We start from the raw sequence: 1175 nt of genomic DNA, 5'->3' as shown, positions 1-1175 counted from the left end.
CTGACCGAAGCGGCAAGCCTCCGGAACCGCAGTGATCGCCTTATGCGCTATGGCGGTTTGTTGGGCGCTGCGATTTATAATTTCTTCCAAGATGCACTTCAAAAACGGGCTGAAAATCTTTGCGTTACTAACCGTTTTCTGGTCTTAATATTTTTGCATTCTATGTTTTGGCGCGCCTTAGTCCGTATGCGTTATTTTGAAGTCCGGCTACACTTAAACCGCCCCGGGAACCAGAGTCCAAATAGAGCTGCCCCAAAAATACCGCTGCAAATCGGAAATCCGGCTGCCTGGCTGAAAAATGCTCGCTGGGATTAGTCCGCCGTGTGTTTGTTTTGCAAGTCCCGCTACGTTTTGTTTGAGAGTCCAGAAATGCGCGCCTGGTTTTAAATCGCTTTGACCTTAAACCACTTCTCCCGATTTTACGGTTTTGCGTCCCGTTTTTATTTTTCATAATCGAAGCGCTCCGTTCGAGTTCGTTGCGCCCAACGGTCTGCCGCATGGCGACGTAAGGCGAATGTTGACCTCACCAACCTTCCAAAAAGGAGGGAAGCCAAAGCGTTGTATTTGGTTTTAACTTTTTCCTTGTGTTTAGCCAAATCAACGATTTGGCGGAGCTAACCGAAGCGGCAAGCCTCCGAAGCCGCACTGATCGCCTTATGCGCTATGGCGGTTTGTTGGGCGCTGCGGTTTATAATTTCTTCTAAGATGTACTTCAAAAACGGGTTGAAAATCTTTGCGTTATTCGGCTTTTTTCCGTCTAAACAGCTTTGTATTCTATGTTTTGGCGCGCCTTAGTCCGTATGCGTTATTTGAAGTCCGGCTACACTTAAACAACGCGGGAACCTGAGTCCGTGAACAGCTGTCCGAGAGTCCCGCTGCAAACCGGAAGTCAGGCTGCCTGGCTGAAAAAATGCCGGCCGGGATTAGTCCACCGTGTCCGTTTGGTATGCAAGTCCTGCTACGTTTTGTTTGCTAGTCCAGAAATGCGCGCCTTGGTTTTAAATTGCTTTGACATTAAACCACTTTTCCCGATTTTACGCATTTGCGTCCCGTTTTTGTTTTTGATAATCGAAGCGCTCCGTTCGAGTTCGTTGCGCCCAACGGCCTGCCGCATGGTGCGTAAGGCGAATTAACCTTACAAACTTTCCAAAATGAGCGGAGCCAAAGCGCATATT

1 protein-coding gene is annotated in these 1175 nt (G+C 48.3%); it reads left to right on the top strand.

The features are described 5' to 3' along the window. Positions 1-315, top strand: a 315-nt coding sequence (locus ACRD7A_RS19060) for a hypothetical protein (RefSeq protein ID WP_430812983.1), incomplete at its 5' end; no start/stop codon positions are given. Positions 316-1175: the final 860 nt, after the last annotated feature.

It is taken from the genome of Carboxylicivirga longa (genome assembly GCF_050589825.1).
In the GTDB taxonomy this organism is placed as follows: Bacteria; Bacteroidota; Bacteroidia; order Bacteroidales; family Marinilabiliaceae; genus Carboxylicivirga; species Carboxylicivirga longa.
The sequence above is the reverse complement of the archived record's forward strand: the minus strand, read 5'-3'. Positions and strand labels throughout refer to the sequence as shown.